The sequence below is a fragment of the Streptomyces muensis genome, assembly GCF_021474425.1.
Classification (GTDB): domain Bacteria; phylum Actinomycetota; class Actinomycetes; order Streptomycetales; family Streptomycetaceae; genus Streptomyces; species Streptomyces muensis.
Genome location: NZ_JAKEIP010000134.1, coordinates 1 through 23,355, shown reverse-complemented (window position 1 = coordinate 23,355; position 23,355 = coordinate 1). Strand labels below are relative to the sequence as shown.

The window sequence follows — 23,355 nt, the reverse complement described above, 5'->3', positions numbered from 1 at the left end:
CGGCAGCTCGGGGCTGGCGGCGTTGGCCATGCAGGGGCGGTACTTGCCTTCCTGCGGGGGCTTGGTGTCGTACGGCGTGACGACCAGGAGTCCGGGTGCGCCGTCCTGCTCCGCCTCGCCGGCCGAGAGAGGCTCGGGCTCGCACCTGAGCAGTGATCCAAAATTTCCCGGCTCGCGGCAACCCTTTGAGGAGCCTGTGACCACAAGGAGTCGGATCCGGCCGTTCCGGAGCCGGGATCCGCGTCACCTCCGGTGAACGGTATGCAAGGAGAACGTCTCCCCATGAACAACCCCACGAACGGCGGGCGCCGCGGGCGTCACCGCCGTCGCTGGACCGCGACCGCCGTGCTGCTCGGCGTACCCGCCGCCGTCGTGCCGTATCTCCTGTTCGCGCAGGAGGACTCGCAGGCCGCGACGATCGACGGCGATGCCTACTACCGACTGGTTTCCGTGCGCAGCGGCAAGGTGCTGGACGTCAACGGCTTCTCCACCGCCGACGGCACCCGGATCCAGCAGTGGACCGATCAGAACACCGCCAACCAGCAGTGGAGGCTGAGGCCCACTGGGGACGGCTACTACGAGCTGGTGAACCGCAACAGCGGCAAAGTGCTGGGTATAGCGGGCAATTCGACCACTCAGGGTGCTGGCGCCGAGCAGCAGACCGACAGCTCCTCCACCTCCCAGGAGTGGCGGATCGACGAGGTGAGCGGCTCCGACGCCGTCACCCTCACCTCGCGCAGGAGCGGCCAGGTCCTGGACGTCTCGGCAGGCTCCACGACCGAGGGCGCGGCAGTCATCCAGTATCCCGGCCACGGCAGCACCAACCAGCAGTGGAAGCTGGTGAAGACGGCCGAGGCCCGGGCGGCCGGTACCGGCAGTGCGCAGACCACGGCAGCGGCGGGACCGTACAGGTGGAAGAACGCCCAGGTGGTGGGCGGCGGTTACGTCACCGGGCTGGTGTTCAACCAGAAAGAGAAGGGCCTGCTGTACGCGCGCACCGACATGGGCGGCGCCTACCGCTGGGACACCGGGGCCGAGCAGTGGATCCCGCTGACCGACTGGATCGGCGAGAAGGACTGGAACCTGCTGGGCATCGACTCGATCGCCACCGACCCCGTCGACCCCAAGCGGCTCTACCTCATGGCGGGCACCTACACCAACGACTGGGCGGGCAACGGCGCGATCCTGCGCTCCACGGACCGGGGCCGCACCTTCAAGCGCACCGATCTGCCGTTCAAGGTGGGCGGCAACGAGGACGGCCGCGGGGCGGGCGAGCGGCTCGTGATCGACCCGGCCAACCACGGCACCCTGCTGCTGGGCAGCCGCAAGAACGGCCTGTGGCGCAGCACCGACCACGGCGTGACGTGGCGTCAGGTCTCCTCGTTCCCCGTCAAGGACGGGGCGAGCAGTGGCGCGGGCATCTCGTTCGTGACGTACGGACCGGCCGGCAGCAAGACGATCTACGTCGGTGTCAACGACAAGTCCACCTCCCTGTACCGCTCCACCGACGGCGGCAGCACCTGGAAGGCCGTCTCCGGGCAGCCCACCGGCCAGATGCCGCAGCACGGCGTGCTTTCCGGTGACGGCTCCCTGTACCTGACGTACACCAACGCCCTCGGACCCAACGGAGTGACGGGCGGCTCGGTGTGGAAGTACACGCCGGCCAGCGGGGCGTGGAGGAACATCTCCCCGTCCCGGGGCTCTTACGGGTTCTCCGGTCTGGCCGTCGACCCGCGCAAGCCCTCCACGGTGATGGTCACCACCCTCGGCCGCTGGTGGCCGGAGGACGAGATCTACCGGACCACCGACGGCGGCACGACCTGGAAGGCACTGGCCGACAAGTCGGTGCGCAACGCCTCCGCCGCTCCTTACGTCGGCACCCACACCGGGCACTGGATGACCGCCCTGGCCATCGATCCCTTCAACTCCGGGCACGTGCTGTACGGCACCGGCAACGGCATCCTGCGCAGCAAGGACGCGGGCGCCTCCGACAGCGGCGGTACCAGCCACTGGAGCATGGGAGCCCGGGGACTGGAGGAGACCGCGCTGCTGGACGTCATCGCTCCTCCCGGCGGCGCCACCGTCATCACCTCCATGGGCGACCAGGGCGGCTTCCGCCACGACGACCTGACCAAGGTGCCCTCCGGACGGCTGGCGAACCCGATGATGACCAACAGCACCGACATCGACTTCGCCCAGTCCAAGCCCTCGATGATGGTCCGCGTCGGCCGGGGCGGCGCGCAGGACGGCGCCTACTCCACCGACGGCGGCCGCAGTTGGACCGGCTTCAAGGCGGAGCCGGTGGCCGGTGCCCAGGACGGCCATGTCGCGCTCGCGGCGGACGGCTCCACCATCGTCTGGACCCAGGCCGGTCAGGCCCCGTACCGCTCGACCGACATGGGGGCCAGCTGGTCGAGGGTCGGCGGTCTGGGCACCGACGCCGTGGTCGTCGCCGACCGCTCGTCGGCCAGGACCTTCTACTCCCTGTCCGGCGGCACGCTCTACGCCAGCACCGACGGCGGCGCGACCTTCACTGCCCGCGCGGGCAACCTGCCCACCGGCCGGCTCACTGCCGTCCCCGGCATCGCCGGAGACCTGTGGATCGCAGGCGGCGGCAAGGGGCTACTGCACTCCACCGACGGCGGCCGCACCTTCACCACGCTCAAGTCGGTGAAGTCCGCCTCCGCCCTCGGCTTCGGCAAGGCCAAGCCGGGCACCGGCTACCAGGCCCTGTACCTGATCGGCACCGTCAAGGACGTCACCGGAGTCTTCCGCTCCACCGACAAGGGCGCCACCTGGCTCCGCGTCAACGACGACGCCCACCAGTGGGGCGCCATCGGCGGCGTCGGCGTCATCACCGGCGACCCCGACACCTACGGCCGCGTCTACGTCGGCACCAACGGACGCGGCCTGCAGTACGGCGACCCGTCCTGACCTGACGCCCGAGCGGGGCCGCAGGCCTGAAACGGCCCGCGGCCCCGCCACGGCTGAGGAACCTCGCGTCAGGGGAGCGTGGTCCACTTCTGGTTGTTCTGGCCGTTGCAGGTCCACAGGATGACCGCGGTCCCGTTGGCGGTGCCGGCCCCGTTGGCGTCGAGGCACAGTCCGGCGTGGACGTTGCGGATCGACCCGTCGGCCTGCCTGGTCCACTTCTGGTTGTCCTGGCCGTTGCAGGGCCAGATGATGACCGGCGTGCCGTTGGTGGTGCCCCGGTCGGAAGCGTCCAGGCACTTGTCGCCGTAGACGCGGATCTCGCCGCCGGCCCAGGTGGTCCAGAGCTGGTTGGCGGCGGTGTGGCAGTCCCAGATCAGCGTCGTCGTCCCGGCCGCGGTGGCGGCGCGATCCACGTCCAGGCAGCGGCCGGACCCGGTGCCGCGCAGGCGTGCGGTGGTGGCGGCCAGCGGGCTCCCACCGGTCACCTTGAACACGGCGACACCGTGTGCGGGGACGCTCGCGGAGATCTGACCGGACGTACTCGACGTGCCGCCGGTCCACAGGTCGGTGAGGGTGAACGAGCCTCCGCTGAGGCCGACTTGAGCGGCCGTGGTGGTGATCGTCGCGGTGCTGCCGCCCCGGTTGAACAGGCCCACGGCGACCGAGCCGTCGGACAGGGGCTTGGCGAACACCTCGGTGCCGCCGTCGTCACGCACCCTGCGTCCGCCCGCGCCCAGCGAGTCCTGGTTCACCGCAAGCAGGCGGGGGTTGCGCAGGATCGCGCTCACGTCGGCGGACATGGTGCGGATGTCGTTGCCGGCCATGAGGGGGGCCGAGAGCAGCGACCACAGGGCGAAGTGGGAGCGGGACTCGGTCAGTGACAGGCCGGGACGGCCGACGACCAGCATGTCGGGGTCGTTCCAGTGGCCCGGACCCGACTGCGCGGCCAGCGGGGCGGTGACGTCCAGGACGTTGCCGACGCCCATCGGGTAGCTGTTGGTGTTGTTGTTCTGCCAGATGTCGAGCAGGTCCTCGGTCGTCCGCCACAGGTCGGCGACCTCGCCCCAGTTGTACTTGTCGCCGGTGGGGGAGTGGAAACTGTTGGGATTGATGCTGTAGACGATCGGCCGCCCCGTGGCACGCAGGGCGTCGCGCATGATGGTGAACTGTGCGATCTGCTCGTCACGGGTGCCGCCGGAGGAGCACCAGTCGTACTTGAGGTAGTCGACGCCCCAGGAGGCGAAGGTGGCGGCGTCCTGGGCCTCGTGGCCCTTGCTGCCGGTGGAGCCGGGGTAGGTGCCCACGCCCTGGGCGCACGTCTTCTCGTTGGGCGCCTGGTAGATGCCGAACTTCAGGCCCTTGCCGTGGATGTAGTCCCCGAGCGCCTTCATGCCGCTGGGGAACTTGGTCGGGTTGGCCCGCAGGTTGCCGGACGCGTCGCGCTGCGGGTCGAACCAGCAGTCGTCGACGACGACGTACTGGTAGCCCGCGTCCTTCATACCCGAGGACACCATCGCGTCGGCGGCCTCGCGGACCTGTGCCTCGGTGATCCCGCACCCGAAGCTGTTCCAGCTGTTCCAGCCCAGCGGCGGGGTGAGCGCGGGGCTGCCCGGTGCGGCCTCGGCGCTCGTGCCGGCGGAGGCGGTGACGCACGCGCTGAGCGTCAGCGCGGTGGCCGTGAGGAGACGCAGCAGCCGTCTGTGTAGGGGGACCATGGGGGTCCTTTCTGGTCGTGTGCCCGCAGGTCAGCGCTGCAGGGTGAGCAGGCCCGGCCGGTACGGCAGGTTCACGTAGTCGGTGCCCGGCGGCACGTCCGGGGAGAGGCCCTGGTAGAGGAACTGCAGGTTGCAGGGGTCGATGGTCATGGTCTGGTCGGGGTTGTCGCGGACCAGGTCACCGTGGCTGATGCTGTTGGTCCAGGTGGCACCACTGTTGGCCTTGCCCGCGAAGGGGTTGCTCTCGGTGGCGGCCTGCGGGGTCCACGGGCCGTTCAGGCTCGTGGCCGTGAACGAACGGAAGAAGCGGTCCTCGTTCACACCGCGAGCCTCGACGATCATGAGGTACTGGTTCTGGCCCTGGACCTTGTAGACCTCCGGCGCCTCGAACAGGTTCTTCTCCGTGTCGCTCATGACCGTCGTGTACGACGAGCCGAAGCTGCTCGGGAAGTTCCCGATCGGCATGGTCGACTTGAAGATGCTGCCCTTGTCATTGGCGAAGAACAGGTACATGTTCTGGTCGTCGGCGATCAGGGTCGGGTCGATCGGGCCGCCCACCGGGAGGCTGCCGGTGAACAGCGGCTGCGCCGCGGACCAGCCGTTGGGGTTGGTGGGGTCGCTCGACGTGCGGTAGACGAAGGGCCATTGGGTACCCCACCCGTTCGAGGCCAGCACCCAGATGTTCTTGGGCGCGAAGTAGAACAGCTTGGGCGCCACCGCCGACTGGCTCATCGCGGTCTGGCCGGCCGAGCCCATGTCCGACCAGTTCGTGAAGGGGCTGAAGCCCATCGAGTGCCAGTTGCCGTCGGAGTACGTCGCGTAGACCAGGTGCTTGCCGTTGTACGTCGTGGTGGTGAAGTCCTTCAGTGAGCGCCATCCGTTGGCCGGCTGCGCCAGCGGACCGGTCGAGGCCCACCGGTAGGTCGACGGAAGAGAACACGAGTTGGACGGCCCGGACAGACCGGTCCACTTCTGGTTGGCGGCGCCGGTGCAGTTCCAGAGCTGCACCGCCGTGCCGTTGGCCGTGGCGCCGCCGCTGACGTCCAGGCACAGCCCGGACTCCACGGCGACGATCGTGCCGTCGGAGTTCACCCGCCACTGCTGGTTCGTTCCGCCGTTGCAGGACCAGAGCACCGGCCGGGTGCCGGCCGTGGTGGCGTGGCCCGGTACATCCAGGCACTTGTTGCCGTACACGGTCAGCCGGTTGTCGTCCGTCAGCGTCCACTGCTGGTTGGTCCCGCCGTGGCAGTCCCAGATCTGCAGGTTCGTGCCGTCCGTCTGGCTCGCGCCCGGCACATCGAGACACCGGCCGGAGCCAGCGCCGCGCAAGGCACCGCTGGTGGCCGCCTGAGCCGGGTTGGCGACGAGCGTCGCCGCCGAGGCGACCAGGGCCGCGAGCGCCACGGACAGATGTCTGCGGCTGGAACCACGTCTGCGCATGGGGGGTCTCATTTCTCGAGTGAGCGGTTGTTCGTCATTTCGAACGGCGGTCGATGTGTCGCGCAAGCGGGAGGGCGGAGAGCGGTGCGATCTGCTTCCCGGGAGGGCCTCAGTTCCCCACGATGCGCCACCGGTTGTCGGCGGTGCCGTTGTCCGAGTCCTGGACCGCGAACGCGCCGACAGCGGTGGAGTTGTTCGCGATGGCGAGCAACTTGCCGCTGTTCGCGTTGCGGATCTTGTAGGTCCCGTCGCCCTGGTCGAGCAGCGTCCATATGTGGTCGGTGGTGCCGTTGTCCGACCACTGCAGGACGGTCGCGCCGTCCGTCGTGGACATGTCCAGGACGCCGAGCACCTTGCCGCTGTGGGCATTGCGGAAGCGGAACCCGCTTCCGTCGGGGATCATCTGCCAGTCGTGGTCGGCGGTGCCCGAGTCGTTCCACTGCAGAGCGCGGCCACCGTCGGCCGTGGACATGTTCTGGATGCCCAGCACGAGACCGCTGCCCACGTTGGCGAGACGGACGGTGCTGGTACCGCTGGTGTTCCAGTAGACGGTGTAGTTGTGGCCGTGAGCGTCGTGGAACGGGCCCAGATTGACGGTGGAGCCGTTGGCGGTGGCGGTGAAGGCGAGCGAACTGCTGCTGGTCCGTGTGATCGAGGACGTGTTCAGCGACGGGAGGGAACTGAGCGAGGAGTTGCCGTAGTTGCCGGACAGGACCACCGGGCCGTAGGTGATCGCGGCGACGTTCGCGTTGTCGTTGGCCGCTCGCATGACGACCCGCATCGGCAGGCGGACGGTGACCGTGTCGCCGGAGGTCCAGGAGCGGTTCAGGGTGGCGTAACTGCCGGGCGTGGTGGTGATGTTCTGCGCCGTGCCGTTGACGCTGACGGTGGCCCCAGTGGTCCAGCTCGGGATGCGGATGCGCATCGCCCAGGTGCCACTGACGTCGCCGGTGACCCGCAGGGTCGTGATGTCGCTGACGGGGTACGAGGTGGTCTGGGTGACCGTGATTCCGCGCTCCGACCAGTTGAGCACCGAGGGCACGAACAGGTTCACGATCAGCGTGTTGTCGCTGCGGTAGTAGATGGAGTCCATCAGCCTGGTGTGCATCTCCAGGCCCGTGCCCTGGCAGCACCAGAAGGTGCCGTAGTCCGTGCTCCAGGTGCCGCCGCCCCACGCCGGGCCCACACCGCGTCGGCCTCCCGGGTTGAGCGGGGTGAAGTAGGTGACGTGGCCGTGGCTGTCGGCCGGGTTCTGCTGGCCGATCATCTGGTTCAGCCATGCCCGCTCGTAGTAGTCGAACAGGGCGGCCCGGTTCGGGTCCAGCGCGAACAGCTCCCGGGTGAGGGTGAGCATGTTGAAGGTGTTGCAGCTTTCGCACGTGTCCTTGTTCAGGTAGCCGGCGATGGCGTTCGGGGCACGGAAATGCTCCGCCTGACTGTTGCCGCCGATGGCATAGGTGTGCGAGTTGACGGTGATGTTCCAGGCGTTGGTGGCGATGTCCCGGTAGCGGGTGGTGCCGGTGGCCTTGTACTCCCGGGCGGCCCCGATCCACTTGGGCACCTGGGTGTTGGCGTGCAGCCCGTTGAGCTGGTCCTGGTTGGCCGCCAGCGGGTCGAACACCGCGGCGTGGTCGAACCGCCGGGCGACGGTGAGCCACCGAGCGTCGCCCGTCTGCTGGTAGAGGTCCGTCAGCACGGTGTTCATGCCGCCGAACTCGGTCTGCAGCATGGCCTGCATCTGCTGGCCGGTCAGCCTGCCGGTGCGCCCGTCGACCCATCCGGCCAGGGCGAGCAGCACGTCCCGGGCCTGTGTACTGCCGATGTGGCGCCATACGTCCAGCAGGCCGGCGAGGGTCTTGTGGATGGTGTAGTACGGCACGTTGCCGTTGCTCAGCGTCCGCTGCTCGAGGGCGGTGAAGTCGGACTCGGGATAGCCGGAGAGATACCCGGCGCTGAAACCGGCGGCGCCGTTGTTGGCCTGGCATTTCGCCAACTCCGCGACCATGTGGGTCGCCTTGTCCCGGCAGACGGTGTCCCCGGTCACGGCGTACAACTGCGCCCATGCCGTGAGGAAGTGCCCTTGGACGTGGGTACGGAAGGGGAAGTCCGGCGCGTCCCAACCGCCGGTGGCGGCCGCGCCGTTGGTGGACAACCGGTGGTTGGCGCGGAAGTTGTACAGCAGCCGGTCGACGTCGACGAACCGCAGATAGTTACGCGTACGGTCCTGGTTGTCCAGCCACCGGCTGGCGGTGAGCCGGACCTGGTCGAGCGCGAAGGGGTGTGCGGAGACCCCGATGTCGGCCCTTGCCGGGGGAACGGCCGCCCGGGCGGGAGTACTGCCGATGAGGGATCCCGTGGCAGAGGCGACGGCCGTGGCCCCGGCTGCTTGCAGGAGGCGCCGTCTGCTGACGGAGAAGGACATCGTGAACCTTTCGGTGAGGGGTGAGTGACTGCTTGCTCGTCGGTGCGTTCGCTCACATGTCCGGCGGCCGGGTGCAGCACCTCAGTCCCATCAACCCTCTCCACTGATACATGGGATGGATTAAGGGATACGAACGTTGCCGGTGTCTAGTCCTGCGACACAAAAGAGTTGGCTACTGGCGGGTTTGTGTCCGGCGCTGCGCCCTGACGCCGAGTCAAACATGGGATGGCCGAGCAGAAGCGGGAGAGGGTGGGGCAGATCAGGCCCAGGGGCCGGCCACCGTGAAGGAGCTGTCCGCGCGGAAGGTGTCCGTGTTCTGGTAGAGGTCGACGCGGAGCGCGTAGTTGTAGTGGCGGAGGTAGCGGCCCGGGTAGTTGTACGACTCCAGGCTCACCGAGCCCGCGGTCGCGCCCGGACGGGGGCAGTACGTGGCGTCCTTGTTGAAGACGGCCGTGCCGTTGCTGCTGTCGAAGCGGACCCGGTAGTCCCAGTGCCGCAGATAGCGTCCTGCGGAGTCGCGGAAGGAGTAGCAGTTGGCGTCCGCGAGGCCGGGCACGACCGTGAAGGTGGCGCTCTGCTTGACGGCGGTGCTGCTGGAGGAGGTCACCGGGTCGATGTAGCCGAGGTTGTCGGAGCGCACCACGGCGTACCGGCCCGGGAAGTTGACGGACTGGAGGGATCGGGTGGTGTTGACCGGGAGGGTCACACCGCCGGAGACGGTCTCCTTCAGCACGGTGGCGTGGCGTATGAAGCCGGACAGTCCGGGCACCTCGGTGGGCGTGGACCAGGTGGCGAAGTTGTCGTAGCTGTCGCTGTACCAGTACTTCCCGGCGCGGTAGCCGTCGTAGTAGATGCGCCACCCGCCGTTGTCGAGCCGGACCAGGGCCGGGCCCTCGACCCAGTCGCCGAATCCGGCCCAGTTGCCCGTCTTCCGGATGGTGTAGGGGCCGGTGAGGCTGGAGGCGGTGGCGTACTCGATGTACTTCGTCGTCTCGTTCTTGGTGAACGCGTGGTACGTGGAGCCGACCTTGACGACAAAGGTGTCGATGTAGTTCGGGCCGATGCCGGACAACTGGGTGGGCGCGGACCAGGCGGTCAGCGCGGAGTTGGTCGCCGTGATCTTGTAGGGGGTGAAGTGGGTGGCGGTGCTCGCCGACGTCAGCGACATGATGACGTTGACGCTGCCGTCGGTGTCGATGAACCACTCGGGTGCCCAGGTGCGGGTCAGCCCGCTGATCGGGATCGTGTGGTTGTACAGGAACGTCCAGTTCACCCGGTCGGTGCTCCGGGCGAAGCCGATCGTGTTCCCGGTCCAGTTGGTGGTGTACGTGAGGTAGTAGAAGCCGTCGGTGTGCTTGAAGATGCTGGGGTCGCGGATCAGACCGGACGGCGGGGTGTAGGCAGGGCCCTTCCGCAGGGTGAATCCGGTGGCGTCCGGCGAGTCGTACACGTACAGGTTCGACTCGCTGCTGTTGGTGAACGCGGTCATCGTGTACCGCGTCGTCTGTCCCGCCGGCGGGTGGGCGGCTCCGGCCGTACCGGCGAAGGCGGTGGTGAGCCCCAGCAGGGCGGCCACCGAGGTGAGGAGGGCGAGGACCGCCCTGAGGGTTCTGTTCAACGCTCGTCCCATTTCTGCGTGAACTGCCCTGAGGCTTGGGGGAATTGTTCGAAGTTCCGAACAATGTGCGGTACTTCGAGCAGAAGATAGATTTGAGCCGTGACTCCGTCAATGTTTCTGACGGGTTCGGTTCCGGTGGGCTCGCCACGGGCGGACGTGGAGCGCTGAAGGCGTCGGCGTCCTGGGCGGTGTCGGGTGGGTCAGTTCGTCACGCGGAAGGTGGCGTCGCCGCGTCCTGTCGCGTTGGTGATCGGGTCGAGGCGGAGTTGGTAGGCGTAGTGGCGGATGTACCGGTCGGGGAAGTTGTACGACTGGAACGAGGCCCAGGTGGGGTCGGCGAGGCCGGCGACCTGGCGGAAGGTGGCGTCCGCCGCGAACTGGGCGGTGCCGTCGTTCCGGACCAACTGGAAGTCGTTGTTGGCGTGCCGCAGGAAGTAGCCGGGGTAGTTCACCGACTCGAAGGAGACGGTGCCGGAGCCCGCGAGGCCGGGGCGCAGCCGGAACTGGGCGTCCGGGCCGGTGATGTTCTGGTCGATGCGCACGTCGAAGTTGGCGTGCCGCACATACCGGTCCTGGAAGTTGAACGACTGCAGCCGCTTGGCCGGGATGTCGCTCCAGCGGGCGAGCACACGGGACTCCTCGGCCGCCGTGAGGTTCAGGATCGAGCCGTGGCGCTTCTTGGCGACGCCCATGTCGTAGCTTCCCGACGCCGGGAGCCGATAGGTGCCGGGGGCGGCGGGGTTGGTCGTCGTGACGGGCATGTAACCGCGTCCGGAGGAGTACTGGTCGAGGTAGAGCGCCCACTCGGCGCGGTCGCGGAACTTCATCCACATCGGGCCCTCGACCTGGGCGCCGGTCAGGCCGATGCCGGAGAGGTTGCCGAGGTTCGTCCAGGTCCCGAGGATCGAGTTGCTGCCTTCGAGGGTGATCTGGCCGTCGCCTGAGGCGCGGACGTAGCGGTAGTTGCCGACGCCGGCCGGCATCTCGACGATCTGGGTGTCGATGATTTCCTGGGTGCCGGGGCGCTCGATGTAGATCCGCGGTGTGGTGATGGTGCGGAAGTCGCTGGTGTGGGCGTAGTAGATGCGGTGCTTCGTCTTGCCGTCGAGGGGCACGTTCGTCGCCCAGTACAGGACGTAGTCATTGGTCTCGGGGTTCCAGATCGCCTCGGGCGCCCAGGCGTTGCGTCCGTCGGGGATCGCGCCGGCGACGTTGAGCAGCCGCGGCTCCGACCAGTTGATCAGGTCCGTCGACTCCCACACGACCAGGTTGCGGCTGCCGTTGTTGATGGACGTTTCCCAGTTCTGCCCGCAGCTGATGCACAGGTCGGTCGCGATGATCCAGTACTTGCCGCCGTCGGGGGATCTCACGAGTGCGGGGTCACGCACCCCCTTCGTGCCGACCGTGGAGCGCAGGATCGGCGCCCCGCCGTTGAGGTCGTTCCAGTGCAGACCGTCCGCGCTGTGCGAGAGGTACATCTGCTGACCGGTCGACCCCTCCCCGGTGAAGTGCAACATCAGGTAGCCCGGATCGGCGGCGGCCGCCCGGTCCGGTGCGAGCAGGGCTTGGGAGGTGAAGAGCAGGCACGCGGCGAGCAATATCGCCGACAGCCGGGCGCGAAGCGCGGACATGTACGTCTCCTGTCTTTCTGTAAAGCCACCACGGGCGAGGGGCGCCCCGAATCGGGGTGGCGGGGTTGCTGGGTCTCGGTGTTGACGGGACAGGGACAGGGCCGGCTGCCGCGCGATGCGGAGAGGTCGACTGGATCCGGGATGACGGCAGGACGGAGCACACACTCCTGCTTCTCTGTCTTCTCTGTGCTCCAGGCCCGGCGGCCCTCGGAGTGCGGCGGAGTCTCCGTAGCCGACTGCCTGTTCATCTCGGCGAGTTGTCCGAGAAATCGAACGTCGTTCGTACGATCGGGCAGAAGTTAAGTGGGGGAAGCGGGGTGCGTCAATACCTTCGGCAGCAATGGCCCGTGGGCCTCGCGAAGGGCTGTCATGCCCCCCACGGGAGAGCTTCTTCCGAACGCAGGTGCTTTCTCAGCCACACCTCGGTGTTGCTGACGTGCAGCAGCGCGGCGGCCTGGCTGAGGGAAGCGTCGCGGGCGGACAGTGCCCGGAAGATCTCCTCGTGCTCGGCGAGGGTCCGGCCCGAGGCCTGGGTGTCGACCAGACCGCGCCAGACGCGGGCACGCAGGGTGCGCCCGGAGATGCCCTCCAGGAGGGTGAGCAGAGTCTCGTTGCCCGTGGCCGAGATGACGGCGCGGTGGAAGGCGGCGTCGTGAGCGTTGAGCAGCTCGACGTCGTCACGGGCCTCGCGCATGGCCTCCAGGTGGCGCTCGACCTCGGCGAGCTGCTCGTCGGAGATCCGGGTGGCGGCCAGCGCGGTGGCGACCGGTTCCAGGAGCCGTCGTGTCTCCATCAGGTCCCGCAGCGCGGTCGAGTCGCCCTGCAGCAGTTCCACCGCACCCCCGAGCCCCTCCAGGAGCAGGCTCGGCTGCAGGCTGGTCACGTAGGTGCCGTCGCCCCGCCGGACCTCCAGGACCCGGGCGACGGCCAACGCCTTCACGGCCTCCCGGGCGAGGTTGCGGGAGAGACCGAGCTGGGCGGCCAGCTCCTGCTCAGGAGGCAGCTTCGAGCCCGGCGGCAGCGCTCCGCTGCGGATCAGCTCCCGGATCTGCGCAATGGCCTTGTCCGTCAGAGACACCGCGCACTCCTTCCGGGCCCGTTCGCCACGGGCACGTCCGACCTGATGAGTCCCTGAGCGCGGAGATCGTCCCAGAGACCTTCGGGGATGTGCTGACGGTGGAGCTCCACGTTCCGTCCGACCTGTTCCGCGGTCCGCATACCGAGGGTGACGCCGATGATATACGGGTGGCCGCACGGAAACCCGACCGCTGCCGCGGGCAACGTCGCAGCGTGCGCCTCGCAGACCTCGGCGATCGTCCGGGCACGGGCGACCAGGGCCGGTCCTGCGCACGACCTCAAACATTCCATGTCTGGGCCCGGGCAACAGGGGAGATAGCGCTTGTATCGCATGAAAACGCGAGTCATGACGCTGCATTCATCCCTGCACACCCGTTGACATCAGCGCGTCACATGGTCGAACTTCATGCGTAACCCCCGGCGTTCCAGAACCGCAGGCGGCGCACGTCCCCCTGGTCCCTTGTTTTCTCCCCCACTTCAGGGATGTCCTCATGTCGAGTTCGATCAACCGACGCCAGTTCCTGTCCGCCGCCACATGTGTGGCGGCCGCAGCCATCGCCGGTGGCGGCCTCGGGGCCGGCGTCGCGCGGGCGGCGCCCAGCAGGTACACACCGGACTGGGACTCGGTCGACCAGCATCCGCCGGCCCCGGAGTGGTTCCAGGACGCGAAGTTCGGGATCTACTTCCACTGGGGCGTCTTCAGCGTTCCCGCCTTCGGCAACGAGTGGTACCCGCGCACCATGTACCAGGCCGGCGACGGCGTCAACCAGCACCACATCGCGACCTATGGCCAGCCCTCGGCATGGCCGTACCACAACTTCATCAACGGAGCTCAGGACCTGGCGGGCAACTTCGTGAAGTTCGCGCCGAAGCTGAAGTCGGCCGGCGGGAAGTTCGACCCGGAGGAGTGGGTGCAGCTGTTCGTCGACGCCGGCGCCCGGTTCGCCGGCCCGGTCGCCGAGCACCACGACGGTTTCTCCATGTGGGACAGCCAGGTCAACGAGTGGAACTCGGTGCGGAAGGGCCCGGGTCTCGACCTGCTGAGGCTCTTCTCCACAGCCATCCGCGCCAAGGGCCTGAAGCTGCTGGTGGCCATGCACCACGCGTACAACTTCACCGGCTTCTACGAACACGCCCCCGCCCAGACGGATCCGAGCCTCAAGAAGCTCTACGGGCAGCTGGGGCCGGCCGCGGAGAACCAGCTCTGGTTCGACAAGCTCAAGGAAGTCGTCGACCGCGCCGAGCCCGACATCCTGTGGCAGGACTTCAACCTGGACGCCGTCGACGAGCAACAGCGCCTGAACTTCCTGGCGTACTACTACAACCAGGCCATCGACTGGGGCCGTGAGGTCGTCGCCACCTACAAGGACGGCATGAACGGCAAGGGCGAGGTCTTCGACTACGAGCGCGGCGGCCCGGCCGACCTCACGACCCCGTACTGGCTGACCGACGACAGCATCTCCAGCAGCAGCTGGTGCTACACGCAGGGCATCGGCTACTACACGTTCCAGCAGATGCTGCACTCCTTCATCGACCGGGTCAGCAAGAACGGCAACATGCTGCTGAACATCGCGCCGATGGCCGACGGCACCATCCCCCAGGCACAGAAGGACATCCTCCTCGGCATCGGGGACCATCTGAAGCGATTCGGCGAGTCGATCTACGCGACCCGCGCCTGGACCGCGTACGGCGAGGGCCCGACGAAGATGGGCGGCGGATCGTTCACCACACCGCACGCCGGCACACCGCAGGACATCCGCTTCACCCGCAACAAGGCGGGCACCGTCCTGTACGCCACCGTCCTGGGCTGGCCCGGCGGTTCGCTGACGATCAAGACCCTCGGCTCGGACCGGATCAACCTCTCCTCGCTGTCCTCGGTGAAGCTCCTCGGCACCACCGCCGGCACCTACATCGACCTGCCCGCACCGGCCCAGAACGCCTCCGGCCTCACGGTCACCCTGCCGTCCTCGGCGCCGTACAGTGCCGGCGCCTATGTCCTCAAGCTCACCTTCTCCGGCACGATCCCGGGCCTGCGCCCCCTCGCCGGCGCCGTCGCCTTCTCGGACGTCAACTACACCGGCAACTCTGGCGTGTTCACCGTCGGCGACCACACCGCGGCCGACCTGACCGCGGCCGGACTCGGCGTGCGTACCCTCTCCTCCCTGCGGCCGGCCCCCGGCTACCAGGTGATCGGCTACTCAGGGGACGACTTCACCGGCACCTCCTGGACCTTCACTGCCGACAACCCCGACCTGCGGGCCACCGGCAACAACGACCGGATCAGCTCACTGAGGGTCCGGTTCAACCCGGCGACGTACTTCCGGATCACCAACGCCACCAACAACCTCGCCCTGGACAGCGGCGGCGACGTCGCCTCCGGCTCCAACCTCAAGCAGTGGACCTGGGACGGCAGCACCAACCTGCAATGGCAGGCGGAAGCGGTCGAAGGCGGCTACTACCGGCTGGTCAACCGCACCAACGGCATGGTCGCCGACGGCTGGGGCGCCACCGACGACGGCTCTCCGGCCCGCCAGGCACCCTGGAACGGCGGCAGCAACCAGCAGTGGACCATCACCCACCGGGGCGGAGACCGCTACTCGATCGCCAACCGCACCACCGGCCTGGTCCTCGACGGCGGCGGCGACGTCGCCTCCGGCTCCGTCACCAAACAGTGGACGTACGGCAGCAGCACCAACCTCCAGTGGACCTTCACGGCGCTGTGACCCTCGCACCGCAGGGCAGTGCTTGCCCGCCCACCTCCTCGCCCGTCGCCGTGCGCTCACGCCCCAGGACCATGCCCGGGGAGGCCGGGACCCGTGCCGAGGCCGGAGAAGATCACGCCCGGCTCGGACGGTGCCTGGTTCAGCACCCACAGACCGATCAGGGTGGCCAGGGCGAACACGACGGCGATGAGCACGGCGAGGACGAGCCGGCGGCGGCGCTCGCGGCGCAGCCACTCGCCGCGTGCCGTGCGGTAGGCGTCCGGTGCGGCCCGCACCCCCTGGGCGAGGGCGGCCAGGGCCTCGGTCAGCTCCCGCTCCGTGCGGTCCGGGTCGGTGTGGTTCATCGCCGGGCCTCCATCGCCTGGGTCAGTGCGGCGAGGCCGCGTGCCGTGTGCGTCTTCACCGAACCGGAGGAGATGCCCATCGCCGCGGCGATCTCGCCCTCCTTCAGCCCGAGCCAGTGCCGCAGCACCAGTGCCTCGCGCTGCCGGGCCGGCAGTTGCTGCAACGCGTCGATCAGGACGCGCTGGTCGTCGCGGAGCAGCGCCGCGCTCTCGGCGGAGACGACGGTCTCCTCGGGCGGGTTCTCCACGTGCTTGCGGGCGACCTGGAGGTGCCGGATCCGCATCCGGGTCAGATTGCACACCGTGGAGCGCAGATACGCCTCCGCCGCCTCGGTGTCCCTGAGGCGCCGCCACTTCCGGTAGATCTGGTAGTAGGCCTCGGCCACCACGTTCTCCGGATCGTCCGCGCCCAGCAGCACGGCCAGCCGCAGCATCGAGGCGTAGTGCTGCTCGAAGAGCCGGGCGAGCCCGGCCTCGCGCGCCGACTCCGCCGGGTCGGGCGGTGCCGGTGTCAGCTCCTCGACGGGCGGCTCTGGCACCGGTATCGGGTGTCTGGGTCTCACGGCTGGTTCGCTCCCGTCTCCGGGCGCCGCCTGACGGTCAGGCGGGACGGCAGGTCGGTCAGGTCGGCGGCGCGCGGGACGCCGAGGCGTTCGAGTACGGCGGTGCCGGCCACCGCGACGGTCAGGTTGAGCAGCAGGGCGGCGAGCCCGGCGTAGACCTCGAGCCGGCCGAAACCGAGGGTCACGATGGAGGAGAACCCCTCGCGCACGACCAGGTAGGTCCCGGCCAGCATGCCCACGCCCCACCCCGCGAGCAGCGCCCTCGGATGCAGCCGCCCGGTGAACAGACCGACGGCGACGGCCGGGAAGATCTGGAGGATCCAGACCCCGCCGAGCAGCTGCAGATTGATCGCGTCCTGGTCGCGCAGCCCGAAGACGAACGCGACCGCCCCGGCCTTCGCGATCAGCGAGACGAGCTTGGCGATACGGACCTGCCGCTTGGGCGTGGCCGTCGGGTGCACGTACTCGACGTACACATTGCGTACGAAGCTCGTCGCGGCCGCGATCGACATCACGGCCGCCGGGACCAGCGCCCCGACGGTGATCGCGCCGAACACCAGCCCGGCCAGCGGCCCCGGCATCAGCCGGTCCACCAGCATCGGCACCGCCGCCTCGGCCCCGCCCTCCGGCGCCCGCACCCCGGCCGCGAGCGCCGCGATCCCGAGGAATCCGAACAGCGCGAGCAGCCCGGTCCAGGCAGGCAGCGCCACCGAGACCTTGCGCAGGGTCCGCGGCCCGTCCGCGGCGAACCCGGCGGTCAGCACATGCGGGTACATCAGCAGGGCCAGCGCCGAGCCGAGCGCGAGGGTGGCGTACGCGGGCTGCTGGGCCGGAGTCAGCAGCAGCGCGGGGCTGCCCAGCCGCCGGGCCGCCCCGTCGAAGACGGCACCCGGACCGCCGAGCCGCGCCAGCACCAGCCAGGTCACCGCGGTGAGCGACACGAAGACGGCCACCGCCTTGAGCGCCGAGATCACGGTGGGCGCCCGCAGCCCGTGCCGGTACGTGGCCACCGCGAGCCCCGCGAACAGCGCCACCATCACCAGGTCCCCGGCCGCACCTCGCGGATACAGCCCGCCGACGGTCAACACCGCCCGTATGCCGAGCAGTTGGAGCGCCAGATACGGCATCGTCGCCAGGATCCCGGTGAGCGCGACGACCAGCGCGAGCGACGGCGAACCGTACCGTCCGCGCACGAAGTCGGCGACGGTGACATAGCCGTGGGTGCGGGCCACCGTCCACAGCCGGCCGAGCAGCACGAAGGCCAGGGGCCAGACGATCACCGTGTACGGCACGGCGAAGAAGGCGGCCGCGCCGTTGCCGTACGCCAGACCCGGTACGGCGGTGAAGGTGTACGCGGTGAAGATCGTGCCGCCCAGCAGGAACCAGGTCCACACCGGGCCCAGACCGCGGTCGGCCAGTGCCCAGCCCTCCAGCGACGGCAGCCGGTCGCTCGGGCGCAGGCGCCGGGCGGTGACGGCGAGCAGCGACGCCCCGCCGATCACGACGAGGAACGTCGCGGTCATGGTGCCGTCGGCCATGGGTCACCGTCCTTGGTGTGCCTGATCCCTCGCGCAAGAGTTGCGCGGGTGGCCGGAACGGAGGACACGGAACCGGCGGGAAAACTTCTGGAAACCCGCTGTCAACCGGTTCCGGGGGTCGGGCAACTCTTGCACAGACCCAGGCCACGGTCCACGTTTCACCGACTCACGATCCACGTTCCCCTTCACCCCGTAGAGGCGAGGAGCCGCCATGCCCGAAACCGTTCTTGACGCGCCCGAAAAATCACGAAAGTCCGTGAAGTTCATCCTGCTGTGGACTGCTGTCTCCCTGCTCGGCGCGGTCGCCTGGGGTGTGCTCGCGCTGGCCCGTGGCGAGCGGATCTCCGCGGTCTGGCTGGTGATCGCCGCGCTCGGCTCGTACGCCATCGCCTACCGCTTCTACGCGCGCTTCGTCGCCCGCCGGGTGCTCCGGCCGGACGACCGCCGGGCCACCCCGGCCGAGCGCCTGGAGGACGGCGTCGACTTCCAGCCGACCGACCGCCGGGTGCTGCTCGGCCACCACTTCGCCGCCATCGCCGGCGCCGGCCCGCTGGTCGGCCCGGTCCTGGCCGCCCAGATGGGCTATCTGCCCGGCACGCTGTGGATCGTGGCCGGGGTGATCTTCGCCGGGGCGGTGCAGGACATGGTGGTGCTGTTCCTGTCGATGCGCCGGGACGGCAAGTCGCTCGGGCAGCTGGCCCGGGAGGAGATCGGCCGGGCGGGCGGGGCGGCCGCCCTGGTCGCGGTGTTCGCCATCATGATCATCCTGCTCGGGGTGCTGGCCCTGGTCGTGGTCAACGCGCTCGCGCACTCCCCGTGGGGCACCTTCTCGGTCGGCATGACCATACCGATCGCCCTGTTCATGGGGTTCTGGATGCACCGCACCCGCCCCGGCCGGGTCGTCGAGGCCAGCCTCATCGGGGTGGCACTGCTGCTCCTCGCCATCGTCGGCGGCCGCTGGATCCAGGAGTCCTCCCTTGCCGACGCCTTCACGCTCAGCCCGACCGCACTGGTCTTCTGCCTGATCGGCTACGGCTTCGTCGCCTCCGTACTGCCCGTGTGGATGCTGCTGGCCCCGCGCGACTACCTCTCCACCTTCATGAAGATCGGCACCATCGCCCTGCTCGCGATCGGTGTCGTCGTCGCCGCACCGGAGCTGCGGGCGGACGCGGTCACCGAGTTCGCGACCTCGGGCACCGGCCCGGTCTTCGCCGGCTCCCTCTTCCCCTTCCTGTTCATCACCATCGCCTGCGGCGCGCTGTCCGGCTTCCACGCCCTGGTCGCCTCCGGTACGACACCGAAGCTGATCCAGAAGGAGTCCCAGGTCCGGATGATCGGCTACGGCGCCATGCTGATGGAGTCGTTCGTCGCGATCATGGCCCTGATCGCCGCCGCCACCCTCGAACCCGGCCTGTACTACGCCATGAACGCACCCGCGGGCCTCCTCGGCACGACGGCCCAGTCGGCGTCCCAGGCCGTCGCGGGCCTCGGCTTCACCATCACCCCCGACCAACTGGCGCAGGCCGCGCATGCCGTACAGGAACAGACCCTGATCGCCCGCTCCGGAGGCGCTCCGACCCTCGCGGTCGGCATGTCGGAGATCTTCTCCGACGTCGTCGGCGGCACCGCGATGAAGGCCTTCTGGTACCACTTCGCGATCATGTTCGAGGCGCTGTTCATCCTGACCACGGTGGACGCCGGCACCCGGGTCGGCCGCTTCATGCTCCAGGACATGCTCGGCAACGTGTTCAAGCCGCTCGGCCGGGTCAACTGGAAGCCCGGGATCTGGCTGTGCAGCGGGCTGGTCGTCGCCGCCTGGGGCTACTTCCTCCACACCGGCGCCACCGACCCGCTCGGCGGGATCAACCAGCTCTTCCCGCTCTTCGGCATCGCCAACCAGCTCCTCGCCGCCATCGCCCTCACCGTCTGCACCACCGTCCTCGTCAAGTCCGGGCGGCTGCGCTGGGCCTGGGTCACCGGCATCCCCCTGGCCTGGGTCACCGCGATCACCTTCACCGCCGGCTGGCAGAAGATCTTCTCCGCCGACCCCAAGATCGGCTTCTTCGCCCAACGGGAGCACTACGCCGACGCCCTGGACGCCGGCCGCGTCCTCACCCCCGCCAGGACCGCCGACGACATGCACACCGTGATCACCAACTCCACCGTCGACGGCGTCCTCATCGCCCTCTTCCTGCTGCTGGTCGCCGTCGTGATCGGCAACGCGGCGGTGGTCTGCGTACGCGCCGCACGGTCCGCCGTACCGCTGCCGACGACCGAGGCCCCGTACGTCGAGTCCCGCATCGACGCACCCGGCCGCCCGGCCGAACCACTGGTCGGAGCCCGCCGATGAACACCCGCTGGGTGCGTGCCGCGCGCTGGTATCTGCGTGAGCTGACCGGCGAGTCCGCCTACGACCGCTACTGCGAGCGGCACCGCCGCCACCACCCGCTCGCCCCGGTACCGACCCGCCGCGAATACCAGGCACTGCGCACCCTGCACCAGGAGAACCGCTCGCACAGCCGCTGCTGTTGAGCGGCCAGAACCGGTCGGCGACACCCCGGGGTGCCGCCGAACGGTCCCTCGCCGGCACGCCCGAAACCGCCCGTACGCCCCCTTCCGTCAACTTGTCATGCGCACGTACCGTGTCCCCGGTCCGCAGTCAGGAAGTCAACGGACGGGGGAGAGGGAATGCCACCCACACGCTTATCGAAGCGCGCGAGATCGCTGCTCATCGGCGCGGTCCTGCTCGCACTGCCGGCCGTCACGGTCGCACCGTCGTCGGCCGCCACCGCCGGCGAACGTCCAGGGACGCAGAAGAGTCCCGCCCAGGAACAGCCCGAACTGCCGTACCCGAACATCGACGTACGCGGCGACAAGCGCGTCCCGCCCACGGCCGGGCAACTGCGCGCCGCGCGGGAACTCGACGGCACGGCGGTCCGCTGGAGCCGGTTCGGTACGCCGAAGCGGCTCGCCCCGCAGGGCCGCAACGCCCTCACCGGCACCGACACCGACGACCCGCGTTCCGTCGCGCTGGACCACGTACGCGACCACGCCGCCCTCTACCGCCTCTCCGCCGCGGAGTTGGACGCCCTCACGGTCGTCCGGTCGTACCGCACCGAGCACAACGGCGTACGGCATGTCCTCATCGGGCAGAGCGACCGGGGCGTGCCCGTCCACGACGCCCGCCTCTCGGTCGCCGTCGACAAGGCGGGCCGCATCCTCACCGTCACCGGCAGCCTCGTCCCGGACGCCCGCGCCACCGGGACGGTCACCCTCGACAAGGGCGACGCGCTGGACCGGGCAGCGGCCTCCGTCGGCACCGACACCCCGCCCGACGGCGCCACCGCCACCCGGGTCACCTTCCCGCTCGCCGACGGCACCGCCCGCCCGGCCTGGCGGACCACCCTCACCGCCGACAACCACCACCTGTACGACACCGTCGTCGACGCCGGGAACGGCACGGTCCTCCTGCGCACCGACCGCACCAGCAACGAGGGCCCCGAGGGCCGCGTCTTCACCGCCCAGAACCCCACCCTCGGCAGCGCGACGACCGTGCCCTTCAGTGGCCTCGGCCGTTCCTGGGTCGGCGGCCGGGTCACCACCGGCAACAACGCCGAGGTCTCCCAGGACGTCGACGGCGACGAGACGCTCGGATACCAGCCCCAGACCCCGGCCGCCGGCGACCCCGCGTACCAGCATTTCGACTACACCTTCACGGACGCCTTCCGCACCAGCGGCGGCACCGACCTCACCACCGACCGGGACGCGGTCGTCACCCAGGCCTTCTACTACACCAACCGTATGCACGACCACCTCTACGGACTCGGCTTCGACGAGGCGGCGGGCAACTTCCAGGAGGACAACCTGGGCAACGGCGGTGCCGGAGGCGACCGGGTCGACGTGTACGTCGACTTCGACGCCAGCGGTGACTCCGCCTGCAACGCCAACTTCTCCACGCCCGACGACGGCCAGAACGGCACCATGCGGCTCTTCGTCGGACGCGCCTCCTGCGGCAACCACAACATGCACCGGGCCATGAACGGCGACACCATCGCCCACGAGTACAGCCACGGCCTGTCCAACCGGCTCGTCGGCGGCGGTGACATGGGCGACGGCGAGCAGACCGGCGCGCTCGGCGAGGGCTGGAGCGACGCGGTGGCCACCTCGATGTGGAACGACCCGGTGTACGGCGAGTACAACAACGGCTCGGCCACCGGGGTACGCAGCGTCGCCTACGACGACAGCGACCTCACCTACGCCGACCTCTGCTCCGGCGGCTGCCAGGTGCACTCCGACGGCGAGATCTGGGCCACCGCCATGTGGGACATGCGCACCGCCCTCGTCGGCGCCTACGGCTACGCCACCGGAAAGCAGCGGCACGAGCAGCTGATGGTCGACGGCATGAAGCTGACGCCGTCCTCGCCCGACTTCCTGGACGCCCGCGACGGCATCCTCGCCGCCGACCGGGCCAACCACGGCGGCGCCAACCAGTGCCTGCTCTGGGGCGTGTTCGCCGGCCGCGGCATGGGCGCGAGCGCCACCTCACCCAGCCAGGACCAGGCCAACCCCGCGACCGACTACCCCGCGACCTGCCGGCCCACCGCTGACGCGGGTGGGCCGTACTCCACCGAGGAGGGCGCCGACGTACGGCTCGACGCGAGCGGCTCCACCGTTCCCGGTGGCGGCGGCAGCTACAGCTGGGACTTCGACGGCGACGGCGCCTACGACGACGCGACCGGCGTCAGCCCGCTCTTCGACCGGGTCGGCCAGGACGGCACGTACACCGTCGGTCTGCGCGTCGGCAACGCCGCCGGGGCCGACACCGACACGGCGACCGTGACCGTCACCAACGTGGCGCCCACGGCGGCCTTCACCGTCCAGGGCCCGCGCGAGGAGGGCGGCAAGCTCACCGTGTCCGGCACGGTCAGCGACCCGGGCTGGCTCGACCCGCTCACCGCCACCATCGACCCCGGCGACGGCAAACCCGTCGCCCTGCCGGGACAGCTGGAGAACAACCGTCCCGACGCCACCCTCACCTTCAGCCGCGAGGTCGTCTTCGGCGACAACGGCACCTTCACCGTGAAGATCTGCGGCAGCGACGACGACACCACCACCTGCCGCGACGCCGAGATCACCGTCGCCAACGTCGACCCGACCGCCGCCATCGACAAGACCGGTGCCGTGCAGCTCGCGGGCGGGAAGACACTCGTCGTCCACGCGGGCGAGGAGAAGAAGTACACCGCCCGGGTCACCGACCCCGGCAGCGACGACGAGACCATGAGCTGGGCCTGGGGCGACGGCACACCGGCCACCACGACCACCTCGCTGGTCAACCCGCCCGACCCCGACC

The 23,355-nt window shown here is 69.4% G+C and carries 14 protein-coding genes and 1 pseudogene; 5 read left to right on the top strand and 10 right to left on the bottom strand.

The window, feature by feature from the left end:
* Positions 1-282 precede the first annotated feature (282 nt).
* On the top strand, positions 283-2,934 hold the full coding sequence (locus L0P92_RS27160; RefSeq protein WP_234765647.1) for an RICIN domain-containing protein: 2,652 nt from the start codon (positions 283-285) through the stop codon (positions 2,932-2,934).
* A gap of 68 nt (positions 2,935-3,002) precedes the next feature.
* Here the strand turns inward: L0P92_RS27160 and L0P92_RS27155 are convergent, their stop codons facing one another.
* The 7 genes and pseudogenes from L0P92_RS27155 to L0P92_RS27125 all read right to left on the bottom strand — a co-directional run.
* Entirely contained in the window at positions 3,003-4,649 is a 1,647-nt protein-coding gene (locus L0P92_RS27155; protein WP_234765646.1) for a glycoside hydrolase family 27 protein, read from the bottom strand.
* Between the two features lie 30 nt (positions 4,650-4,679).
* The gene (locus L0P92_RS27150; RefSeq protein WP_234765645.1) at positions 4,680-6,089 is read right to left on the bottom strand and encodes a non-reducing end alpha-L-arabinofuranosidase family hydrolase; all 1,410 of its coding nucleotides are present in this window, start codon (positions 6,087-6,089) and stop codon (positions 4,680-4,682) included.
* Positions 6,090-6,198: 109 nt separating this feature from the next.
* Positions 6,199-8,511 (bottom strand): beta-L-arabinofuranosidase domain-containing protein, encoded by a 2,313-nt coding sequence (locus tag L0P92_RS27145; RefSeq protein WP_234765644.1) that lies wholly within the window; start codon positions 8,509-8,511, stop codon positions 6,199-6,201.
* A gap of 259 nt (positions 8,512-8,770) precedes the next feature.
* Positions 8,771-10,129, bottom strand: coding sequence for a glycoside hydrolase family 43 protein (locus L0P92_RS27140; RefSeq protein WP_234765643.1), 1,359 nt, complete (start codon positions 10,127-10,129; stop codon positions 8,771-8,773).
* A 200-nt stretch (positions 10,130-10,329) separates the two neighbouring features.
* The gene (locus L0P92_RS27135; protein WP_234765642.1) at positions 10,330-11,760 is read right to left on the bottom strand and encodes a glycoside hydrolase family 43 protein; all 1,431 of its coding nucleotides are present in this window, start codon (positions 11,758-11,760) and stop codon (positions 10,330-10,332) included.
* Between the two features lie 367 nt (positions 11,761-12,127).
* A complete protein-coding gene (locus L0P92_RS27130; RefSeq protein ID WP_234765641.1) occupies positions 12,128-12,838 on the bottom strand; it encodes a FadR/GntR family transcriptional regulator in 711 nt (236 codons plus the stop codon).
* A pseudogene (locus L0P92_RS27125) lies at positions 12,829-13,107 on the bottom strand (aldo/keto reductase); the annotation flags it as partial. The pseudogene L0P92_RS27125 and the gene L0P92_RS27130, both read right to left, overlap by 10 nt.
* 221 nt (positions 13,108-13,328) lie before the next feature.
* Here L0P92_RS27125 and L0P92_RS27120 point away from each other — a divergent pair.
* On the top strand, positions 13,329-15,560 hold the full coding sequence (locus L0P92_RS27120; RefSeq protein ID WP_234765640.1) for an alpha-L-fucosidase: 2,232 nt from the start codon (positions 13,329-13,331) through the stop codon (positions 15,558-15,560).
* Positions 15,561-15,616: 56 nt separating this feature from the next.
* On the opposite strand, the gene L0P92_RS27115 is transcribed toward L0P92_RS27120, so the two are convergent.
* The 3 genes from L0P92_RS27115 to L0P92_RS27105 are packed head-to-tail and all read right to left on the bottom strand — an operon-like array spanning position 15,617 to position 18,005.
* Entirely contained in the window at positions 15,617-15,904 is a 288-nt protein-coding gene (locus tag L0P92_RS27115) for a hypothetical protein (protein ID WP_234765639.1), read from the bottom strand.
* Positions 15,901-16,443, bottom strand: a complete 543-nt coding sequence (locus tag L0P92_RS27110; protein ID WP_308289761.1) for a SigE family RNA polymerase sigma factor — start codon at positions 16,441-16,443, stop codon at positions 15,901-15,903. Before L0P92_RS27110 ends, L0P92_RS27115 begins: the two co-directional genes overlap by 4 nt.
* A gap of 20 nt (positions 16,444-16,463) precedes the next feature.
* Positions 16,464-18,005, bottom strand: a complete 1,542-nt coding sequence (locus tag L0P92_RS27105; RefSeq protein ID WP_234765638.1) for a sodium:solute symporter family protein — start codon at positions 18,003-18,005, stop codon at positions 16,464-16,466.
* A 211-nt stretch (positions 18,006-18,216) separates the two neighbouring features.
* Between L0P92_RS27105 and L0P92_RS27100 the strand changes: the two genes are divergently transcribed.
* The 3 genes from L0P92_RS27100 to L0P92_RS27090 all read left to right on the top strand — a co-directional run.
* Complete coding sequence (locus L0P92_RS27100) at positions 18,217-20,355, top strand: carbon starvation CstA family protein (RefSeq protein ID WP_234765637.1); 2,139 nt, start codon at positions 18,217-18,219, stop codon at positions 20,353-20,355.
* On the top strand, positions 20,352-20,537 hold the full coding sequence (locus tag L0P92_RS27095) for a YbdD/YjiX family protein (RefSeq protein ID WP_234765636.1): 186 nt from the start codon (positions 20,352-20,354) through the stop codon (positions 20,535-20,537). Before L0P92_RS27100 ends, L0P92_RS27095 begins: the two co-directional genes overlap by 4 nt.
* Positions 20,538-20,693: 156 nt before the next feature.
* Positions 20,694-23,355, top strand: a 2,662-nt coding sequence (locus L0P92_RS27090; protein WP_234765635.1) for a M36 family metallopeptidase, incomplete at its 3' end; no start/stop codon positions are given.

What these genes read in the sequence shown, in the direction of transcription:
- L0P92_RS27160 (WP_234765647.1), top strand. Translation starts at nt 283, where the DNA reads ATGAACAACCCCACGAACGGCGGGCGCCGCGGGCGTCACCGCCGTCGC.
- L0P92_RS27155 (WP_234765646.1), bottom strand. Translation starts at nt 4,649, where the DNA reads ATGGTCCCCCTACACAGACGGCTGCTGCGTCTCCTCACGGCCACCGCG.
- L0P92_RS27150 (WP_234765645.1), bottom strand. Translation starts at nt 6,089, where the DNA reads ATGCGCAGACGTGGTTCCAGCCGCAGACATCTGTCCGTGGCGCTCGCG.
- L0P92_RS27145 (WP_234765644.1), bottom strand. Translation starts at nt 8,511, where the DNA reads ATGTCCTTCTCCGTCAGCAGACGGCGCCTCCTGCAAGCAGCCGGGGCC.
- L0P92_RS27135 (WP_234765642.1), bottom strand. Translation starts at nt 11,760, where the DNA reads ATGTCCGCGCTTCGCGCCCGGCTGTCGGCGATATTGCTCGCCGCGTGC.
- L0P92_RS27120 (WP_234765640.1), top strand. Translation starts at nt 13,329, where the DNA reads ATGTCGAGTTCGATCAACCGACGCCAGTTCCTGTCCGCCGCCACATGT.
- L0P92_RS27115 (WP_234765639.1), bottom strand. Translation starts at nt 15,904, where the DNA reads ATGAACCACACCGACCCGGACCGCACGGAGCGGGAGCTGACCGAGGCC.
- L0P92_RS27105 (WP_234765638.1), bottom strand. Translation starts at nt 18,005, where the DNA reads ATGGCCGACGGCACCATGACCGCGACGTTCCTCGTCGTGATCGGCGGG.
- L0P92_RS27100 (WP_234765637.1), top strand. Translation starts at nt 18,217, where the DNA reads ATGCCCGAAACCGTTCTTGACGCGCCCGAAAAATCACGAAAGTCCGTG.
- L0P92_RS27095 (WP_234765636.1), top strand. Translation starts at nt 20,352, where the DNA reads ATGAACACCCGCTGGGTGCGTGCCGCGCGCTGGTATCTGCGTGAGCTG.